Source organism: Bartonella sp. CL436QHHD, assembly GCF_042195105.1.
In the GTDB taxonomy this organism is placed as follows: domain Bacteria; phylum Pseudomonadota; class Alphaproteobacteria; order Rhizobiales; family Rhizobiaceae; genus Bartonella.
Map to the genome: position 1 here is coordinate 1 of NZ_JBHINR010000058.1, position 10,330 is coordinate 10,330.

Below are 10,330 nucleotides of genomic sequence, written 5' to 3' on the forward strand. Positions count from 1 at the left end.
CATTTCCACTGAAAACAACCGTCCGATGTCTTTCTATGGAAAAGTAAACTTGATCAAAACCTTTGGTGATAATGGTACCATCCAGATTGGCAGAGATTTTGACCTTGATCCTATGGGACCTGCAATTGAAGGCGGCGTTGGCATTAATGCGCAACTGTCTCACAATTTCTCCCTTCATGGTGATGTGAGCTATCAACAAAAACTTCAAAAAACTGGTATAAGTGGTGCAAACTTTTCAGGAGGAATACGCTATCAGTTTTAAATCAAGGTTGAAAAGTAGCCTATTCATTCTATTCAATTTTAAAAAAAGGCAGCTACAATATGCTGCCTTTTTATCTCCCCCCTATTCTTCTCTACTAATACACACCGCCAACATTTCTCTTTAAGAAAATTAGTTAAAAAAACTCAAAACAATAAAATATCGCGCTTTCAACTAGTAAAAATATCCCTTAAAAAAACTAAACGTCGATTGAAAAATCAATGAGCGCTATTTTATCGTAACCGTGTTAAAGAAAAACATGAAAGCTATGGTACCATCTTTGGTTTCATGATGTTGAAAGAGATCCCTATCAAGCTCAAGCATACAGTTTTTTTTAATTTTCTTGCCTACTCCTTTTCTTTAAGCATAAGAAACAAGTTTTATGCAAACATAACACATATCTTGAATAGAAAAACTTATAATACTTATATAATATTAACATAATGCATTCATATAATACTAAATGAATTTAAGTATAATACATTATATATTAAATGTATAATTTATTTTATACTTTACATAAAAATAAAAATCGCCTATTCACGTTCCATCTCTAAAGTACCCATCCATTTGATATCCTTCTTATAAGCGGGGGAAGAGTGTGTGGCACTTATAATTTACTTATAATTTAGGAAAATCTTGATGTGTAAAAAGTCCCTTTTATCCTGCACGGCTGTCATAACTGTCATGCTATTAAACACCCATCTCAATGTATATGCTGAAACTCTTGAAGTTTCCGGCGAGAAAAAAGAAGTATCTAACACAACGTATGAGATTATTAATGCGAAAGACAACGGGGAAATCACCGGCACACATTTAACTGTGGTTGGGAATAAAGACACGGATATTTATGCTGTAACAGCTGACGGTCTTGGCAGTGCGATTACATTACTGCAAGACACAGCCATTAAAGGAACTGATTTTGACATTCGTCTCGGTCTTAATGCAAAAGATGGTGCTACAATCAAAATGACTGGAGGCATTATTACGGTTTCTGAAATTGGCGCTTTCTTCGAAAACAGTATGAATGATAAAAACAAGCTGGAAGGTGTAACAATATCAAGCGGTAAAGATGACCACTTCATGGACAAGGGAATAAATGCCGACAACAAAAGCAAAGTTACTTTAGAAAACGTAACGGTTACGCAAGCAAACACCAGTATATTTGCAAATGATCATTCTGAAGTAACGATTTTAGGAGGAGCATTTGATGGAGAACTCAAAGGAATATCTGCTACGGAAGGCAGCGCTATTACTTTAACCTATAGTGAATTAGCCGATAATAAAAAAGGCAGTGTTCAAGTTACATCATCTCATGGTGACGGACTCTATGCAAATGGTGCACAATCCACAATCACAATGATAGGAGGATCAGTCACTGGAGAAAATACAGCATTACTTGCAGAAAATGGCGGACATATTGACGTCACAGATGTTACTTTAAAAAAAGATGGTACCGGAATCGGTGCAATAGCTAATGATGTTGACAGCACAATTGAACTGCACGGAAATACGGTAATTAATGACGCTGTAATTGGGCTTTATGCAACAAGCGGTAGCATAATTACAATGACTGGAGGAACCATTACGGCTTTTGAAACTGGTGCGTTCTTCAATGAGAGTAAAAGCGATAAAAACAAGTTAGAAAATGTAACCATTACTTATGCAAATACCAGCATAAGTGATCAAGACAAGCTAGAAAATGTAAAAACATCGGACAATGAATTAGACCCTGGATGGGAAAGTGAATTAGAAAATGAAAAAGAAGAGTTTTTATTCACAGGAATAACGGCCTTTGACGGAAGTCATCTCACTTTAGAAAATGTAACCATTACGCAAGCAGACACCAGCATATCCGCAGAAGATGGTTCACAAGTAACGATATTAGGAGGAGCATTTGATGGAGGATACACAGGGCTATCCGTAATGAACGGCAGCTTCATTACTTTAGCCAATAGTAAAGAAGGCAGCGTTCAAGTTACATCATCTAATGGTGATGGACTCTATGCAGACGGTTTATTGTCTACAATCATAATGATGGGAGGGACAGTGACTGCGGGAAACAGAGCATTATTTGCACAAAAAGGTGGATATATTAAGGTCACAGATGTTGCTCTAACAACGATGGACGGAAACGGAAACGGGGCAGCTTCCACCGATCCTTACAGCTTTATTGAATTGGATGGAGAGACAACGATTACTAATGCTATAAATGGACTTGATGCGGAAAACAGTGGTGTCATCATAATGACGGGAGGAGCTGTAACTGCGAAAAGCGCAGCATTGTTTACCATGAACGGTGGATATATTAAGGTCACAGATGTTGCTCTAACAACGATGGACGGAAACGGATACGGTGCAGCTTCCACCGATCCTGAAAGCTTAATTGAATTGGATGGGAACACAACAATTAATAATGCTTTCATCGGACTTTATACAGAAAATAGTGGTAATATCGCAATGGCGGGTGGAACTGTAACCGCAACAAACATGGCATTGCTTGCAAAAAGCGGTGGACACATTAAGGTCACAGATGTTGCTCTAACAACAATGGATGGCAACGGATACGGTGCAGCTACCAGCGATCCTGAAAGCTTGATTGAATTGCATGGAAAGACAACGATTAATAATGCTTTCATCGGACTTTATACAGAAAATAGTGGTACTATCACAATGGCGGGTGGAACTGTAACCGCAACAAACATGCCACTGTTTGCAAAAAGCGGTGGATATATTAAGGTCACAGATGTTGCTCTAACAACAATGGATGGCAACGGATACGGTGCAGCTACCACTGATCCTGACAGCTTGATTGAATTGGATGGAAAGACAACGATTAATAATACTTTCATCGGACTTAATACAGAAAATAGTGGTACTATCACAATGGCGGGTGGAACTGTAACCGCAACAAACATGGCATTGCTTGCAAAAAGCGGTGGACATATTAAGCTCACAGATGTTGCTCTAACAACGATGTATGGCAACGGATACGGTGCAGCTACCACTGATCCTGACAGCTTGATTGAATTGGATGGAAAGACAACGATTAATAATGCTTTCATCGGACTTAATACAGAAAATAGTGGTACTATCACAATGGCGGGTGGAACTGTAACCGCAACAAACATGGCATTGCTTGCAAAAAGCGGTGGACATATTAAGCTCACAGATGTTGCTCTAACAACGATGTATGGCAACGGATACGGAGCAGCTACCTCCGATCCTGAAAGCTTGATTGAATTGGATGGAAAGACAACGATTAATAATGCTTTCATCGGACTCAATGCAGAAAATAGTGGTACTATCACAATGGCGGGTGGAACTGTAACCGCAACAAACATGGCATTGCTTGCAAAAAGCGGTGGACATATTAAGCTCACAGATGTTGCTCTAACAACGATGTATGGCAACGGATACGGAGCAGCTACCTCCGATCCTGAAAGCTTGATTGAATTGGATGGAAAGACAACGATTAATAATGCTTTCATCGGACTCAATGCAGAAAATAGTGGTACTATCACAATGGCGGGTGGAACTGTAACCGCAACAAACATGGCATTGCTTGCAAAAAGCGGTGGACATATTAAGCTCACAGATGTTGCTCTAACAACGATGTATGGCAACGGATACGGAGCAGCTACCTCCGATCCTGAAAGCTTGATTGAATTGGATGGAAAGACAACGATTAATAATGCTTTCATCGGACTCAATGCAGAAAATAGTGGTACTATCACAATGGCGGGTGGAACTGTAACCGCAACAAACATGGCATTGCTTGCAAAAAGCGGTGGACATATTAAGCTCACAGATGTTGCTCTAACAACGATGTATGGCAACGGATACGGAGCAGCTACCTCCGATCCTGAAAGCTTGATTGAATTGGATGGAAAGACAACGATTAATAATGCTTTCATCGGACTCAATGCAGAAAATAGTGGTACTATCACAATGGCGGGTGGAACTGTAACCGCAACAAACATGGCATTGCTTGCAAAAAGCGGTGGACATATTAAGCTCACAGATGTTGCTCTAACAACGATGTATGGCAACGGATACGGTGCAGCTACCACTGATCCTGACAGCTTGATTGAATTGGATGGAAAGACAACGATTAATAATGCTTTCATCGGGCTCAATGCAGAAAACAGTGGTGCAATCACAATGGCGGGTGGAACTGTAACCGCAACAAACATGGCATTGCTTGCAAAAAGCGGTGGGCATATTAAAGTCACAGATGTTGCTCTAACAACAATGGATGGCAACGGATACGGTGCAGCTACCACTGATCCTGACAGCTTGATTGAATTGGATGGAAAGACAACAATTAATAATACTTTCATCGGGCTCAATGCAGAAAACAGTGGTGCAATCACAATGGCGGGTGGAACTGTAACCGCAACAAACATGGCATTGCTTGCAAAAAGCGGTGGGCATATTAAAGTCACAGATGTTGCTCTAACAACAATGGATGGCAACGGATACGGTGCAGCTACCACTGATCCTGACAGCTTGATTGAATTGGATGGAAAGACAACGATTAATAATACTTTCATCGGACTCAATGCAGAAAATAGTGGTACTATCACAATGGCGGGTGGAACTGTAACCGCAACAAACATGGCATTGCTTGCAAAAAGCGGTGGACATATTAAGCTCACAGATGTTGCTCTAACAACGATGTATGGCAACGGATACGGTGCAGCTACCACTGATCCTGACAGCTTGATTGAATTGGATGGAAAGACAACGATTAATAATGCTTTCATCGGGCTCAATGCAGAAAACAGTGGTGCAATCACAATGGCGGGTGGAACTGTAACCGCAACAAACATGGCATTGCTTGCAAAAAGCGGTGGGCATATTAAAGTCACAGATGTTGCTCTAACAACAATGGATGGCAACGGATACGGTGCAGCTACCACTGATCCTGACAGCTTGATTGAATTGGATGGAAAGACAACAATTGATAATATTTTCATCGGGCTCAATGCAGAAAATAGTGGTACTATCACAATGGCGGGTGGAACTGTAACCGCAACAAACATGGCATTGCTTGCAAAAAGCGGTGGGCATATTAAAGTCACAGATGTTGCTTTAACAACAAAAAATGGTAACTATGGTGCTGCTGCAACCGATCCTGAAAGCTTGATTGAATTATATGGAAAGACAACAATTAATAATGCTGTAACCGGACTTGATGCAGAAAATAGTGGCACAATTATAATGACTGGTGGAACAGTAACTGCGAAAACCATGGCATTGTTTGCAATGAACGGTGGACATATTAAGGTCACAGACGTTGCTCTAACAACGATGGATGGCAACGGATACGGTGCAGCTGCCAGCAATCCTTACAGCTTAATTGAATTGCATGGAAATACAGCGATTAGCAATACTTTCATCGGACTTTATGCAGAAAACGGTGGCACAATTAAAATGAATGGAGGGACCGTAGCAGCAAAAGGATCAGCATTTGTTTTAAAAAATAGCGGATATATTGATGTAACAAATGTTTCTGCAACAGCAGAAAACAGTGGCATAACATTTGATAAATCCGAGGATGATAATGCCTTAGAAATCAACTTGACAAATACAAAGATTCGCACTGAAAATAGTATTGGAATTAACGCAGACCAATCAATCGGTATAGCCAATCTCAAAAATTCAGAAATCAGTGCCGATATTTTATTAGCAGCAAAAGCTTCAACTAAAGAAAATAATTTTGCTTTTACATTAAATGCTAATCACTCCGTATTAAAGGGAAGAGCAAAAATTGCAGAAAACAGAACTGTACGCTTTGATTTGACAAACAAGACAACATGGATATTGAAAACCAGTACAAAAGAAACCGATGATGACGGAAAACTGCTTGCTATTGCTCAAAGGTCACGTTCTGATATTTCTGTGCTCAATCTCAATGATAGTTCTATTGTTTTTAATGGACCGGTAGAAGATCATTATCATACATTGCATATAGGATCTGGAATACCGAACATTCTAGCAGTCTATAATGCCTCTGGTGAGGCAGAAATTCATTTCAACGCTATATGGAGTGATGGTGTTGCAATAGATGCACAAAAAACCGATAGGCTTCTCATTCACGGTGATGTAGCAGGCACCACAACAGTTTATGTCAAAAATGTTTCAGGGGATAAAGAGAGTGTAGAAAATGCCTCTGATCCTTCAAATATAGGTGGACTTTCACTTATTCAAGTTTCTGGAGAAGCAAAAGAAGACTCCTTTAAATTGAAAAATGGCTATACCACCATAGGAGGAACTCCTTATAAATATACGCTGACTGCCTATGGACCAGTCTCAAGCTATGGCAAAGCCAATGCTAACCAAAACTTATTCGATGAAAAGGATAAAGATTTCTGGGATTTCCGTTTGCAGCCTGAATTTTTTGACCCCGATTCAAAAGTAAGAGCAGTTGTACCACAAATGGCAAGCTATTTGGTTATGCCAAATGCCCTCTTTTATACTGGATTGGCCGATATGGCCAAGCAAAATGCACTTTTAGCCAATATGAGAACAACAGTCTTGGGAGAGCAGAAAAATCTAAAAAACAGTTTCTTCCTCTCTACCTATGGGGGTACAGGAACCTTATCCTCGAAACGCGGTCCCCTTAAATATGGTTATGGTGCTGATATTCGCTACGCTGCTATACAAGGTGGGGTTGCATTGACTACGTTAGAAGGGCACAGCACTACTACACATCTTGGTCTTTTAGGTACCTATGGGCAGCTGTCTTTCACTCCAAAAGAGATGCAGGATGCAAGTAAAAGCACTCTAGATAAATGGTCTCTCACTGCCTATGGTAGTGTACAACATGACAGTGGTTTCTATATCGATACGCTTTTATCCTATGGGATAATAAAGGGCGATATCACCAATGCTATCATTGGTAAAACCGCGAAATTGAACAATGTAAAAATGTTGAGTATTTCCACCACCGTTGGCAAACAATTTTCTACCGGAATGGAAGGTTTAACCTTCGAGCCCCAAATACAACTTGCTTATCAACATTTGATGTTTGATACCATTGAAGATGCTGATAATTTAAAAATTGATATGAACAATCCTTCTCAATGGTTGATCCGTGTTGGTGGACGTTTAACCAAAACCATTATGACCACTGAAAATGGTCCTGCCATTTCCTTCTATGGAAAAGCAAACTTGATCAAAACCTTTGGTGATGATGGTACCATCCAGATTGGCAGAGATTTTGACCTTGATCCCATAGGAACAGCAATTGAGGGCGGCGTTGGCATCAATGCACAACTGTCTCACAATTTCTCTCTTTACGGTGATGTAAGCTATCGACAAAAGCTTCAGAAAACTGGTATAAGTGGTGCAAGCTTTTCAGGTGGCATACGCTATCAGTTTTAAATCAAGGCTGTAAAAATAGCCTATTCATTCTATTCAATTTAACAAAAAGGGCAGCACAATATGCTGCCCTTTTTGTACATTAAAGTCATCCTTTTTCCTTTTAAAGCACCCTTCCCTCTTTATACTTAGTTCTTTACGAAAATCCCCAAGACAAGACACAACAAACGCAACAGAGCACTTCTATCCCCAGTGGATGAAGAGTACTTCCTACTTTGAAAAAAAGAGAAGTCTATTAGAAATAAATTAATACCACTGTGTTGAAAGATGACAACCCACTTTAAGCCCAAGTAAGTTAGCTTTTTTATAAGCTTCTTCTACATCCTTTTTTGTTCCCTCATAACCCCAATTTGCGTCATATAATAATCCCTACCATCACGTAAAAGATGTTATGGTACCACTATATCAGTATCTCAGAATATTTCTCTGAATAATAATATTCAAAATTATAATTCTTTAAATAAAATCAATTATAAATACATTTTGTATTAGACATAATTAATATCAATTATTTTTTAATTTTGACAAAAAACCAAAAATGTCTTACCAAATAAAGACAATTACTGAAATTAATAACAACTATCCATTTTCACTTCTTCTTATGAAGTTCGCGGGGAAATGAATATTTGGGGGCTCTCATAAGGAGAATACTAGTGTATAAAACATCCCTTTTATCATGCACGGCTGCAGCCGCTATCATCCTATTCAATATCCAGTTCAGTGCACATGCTGAAACCCTCGTAGTTTCTGGGGGAAAACAACAAGAAGTATCCGATAAAACCTACGAAACTATTCACGCAAAAGACGGTGGCAAAATCATTGGAAAACATTTAACCATTGTTACGAATAAAGATATAAACCAAGGCACAAACCAAACCGTCTATGCTGTAACAGCAGAAGGTGCTAACAGTGCGATTGAGTTACTGGATGGCACAACCATTAAAGGCACTGGTTCTGGTATTTTCTTAGGCCTTGAAGCCAAAGACGGTGCTACACTTCAAATGACTAAGGGAACAATTACATATTCTGGAATGGAGGCCTCCTCATCTGGCATTTTATCTAGCACTGGTGCTTCCTTTTCTGACAGTAAGAGTAAAAAAAACAAGCTGGAAGACGTGGTAATATCGAGTGAAAACGATAACAGTTCACTATCCTTAGGAATAAGTGCTAAAAACAGCACAGTAACCTTGAACAATGTAACCGTTACTCAAGCACTAACAGGCATATCTGCAGATGATCACTCGACAATAACAATCTCTGGAGGATCATTTCGTGCAAAAAATACAGCAATATCTGCTCAAAATGGCAGCATCATTACTTTAAACAACAATGTTACAGTCGCTTCATCTAATGGTAATGCACTCCATGCAGATGGTATAGAATCCAAGATCACAATGAAAGGAGGAGCTGTCATAGGAGGAAATTTGAATGGACATGAAGGCGCATTACTTACAGAAAATGGTGGACGTATTGAAATTACGGATGTTACTCTAACAACCAATAACTTCGGAAACGGTGCAAATGCCAATGGCTTTGGAAGCATAATTGAATTAAAAGGCAAAACAAGCATTGAAAAAGTTAGAGATGGACTGAGAGCAGAAAAAGGTGGTAAAATCACCAGCGAAGATTTAACAATAACTGCTTATGAAAACCAAGAATACGGCACTTCTGGTATAATAGCCATTAATCCCAATAGTGAAATTCAATTAAAGGGGCATACAACCTTTGAAAAAGTTTCGTACGGTCTTGGAGCCTATAATGGTGGTAAAATTACCAGCGGAGATTTAACAATAGTCGGTGGTAAAGCAATTAATGACAACCCCAATGAAGCACGATCTGGTGTATGGACAGCGGGCTCTGGGAGTGAAATTCAGTTAACGGGCAAAACAACCATTCAAAATTTTGATGAAGGTCTTTATGCAGAGGATGGAAGTAAAATCATTACCGGAGATTTAACAATAATCGGTGGTGAGTCCGAAGCAGCAACCGTTGGTGTAAACACTTGGGAGGCTGATAGTATAGTTGAATTAAATGGCAAAACAACCATTCAAAATGTTGATGTTGGTCTCGCTATTGGTAAAGATAGCACAATTAAGATGATTAATGGCGCTATTGATGCTAATTCTAAAGGTCTAGATACCCAATCCGACACCCTTCAGAATGGGAAGAAAAATAAAATAGAAGCAAAAAAAGTTGCAATGGTTGTAATAAATGGCGGCCAAATTGCTCTAACGGATGTTTCTGCAAAAGTAGGAATCAGTGGCTTACAGTTCTTAGCTGTCTCTGATATTGATAAAAATGAATCAGATGATCCACAAAAACACCAAAGTAGTGAGATCAATCTGACTAATGCAGAGCTTCATGCTGAAAATGGTACTGGAATTTTTGTTGGAGCTTTTACTAACGATAACATTGAAGATATTCCAGGTTTGTCAATCGGTACAGTCAATCTCAAAAATTCAGAAATCCATGCCGACGTATTATTAGGAAATGGTATTTTCGAAAATCCAAAATCTTGGGGAACCGATAATTATTGGAATGATAAAGAGGTTAAAGCGATCTCCAATGGCACCTTCACCTTAAGCGCTGATCAGTCTACTTTAGAAGGCAGAGCGAATATTGCTAAAGACAGAAATGTACGTTTTGATCTGAAAAACAATACAACATGGACGTTAAAAATCA

The 10,330-nt window shown here is 39.2% G+C and carries 2 protein-coding genes and 1 pseudogene; all 3 read left to right on the forward strand.

Annotation, left to right across the window (positions count from 1 at the left end):
• Positions 1-262: autotransporter outer membrane beta-barrel domain-containing protein (locus ACFIKN_RS07425; protein WP_375658158.1), on the forward strand; the 262-nt coding region annotated here is incomplete at its 5' end.
• Between the two features lie 639 nt (positions 263-901).
• Positions 902-7,651, forward strand: a complete 6,750-nt coding sequence (locus ACFIKN_RS07430) for an autotransporter outer membrane beta-barrel domain-containing protein (RefSeq protein WP_375658159.1) — start codon at positions 902-904, stop codon at positions 7,649-7,651.
• Between the two features lie 650 nt (positions 7,652-8,301).
• Positions 8,302-10,330: pseudogene (locus ACFIKN_RS07435) on the forward strand (autotransporter outer membrane beta-barrel domain-containing protein); the annotation flags it as partial.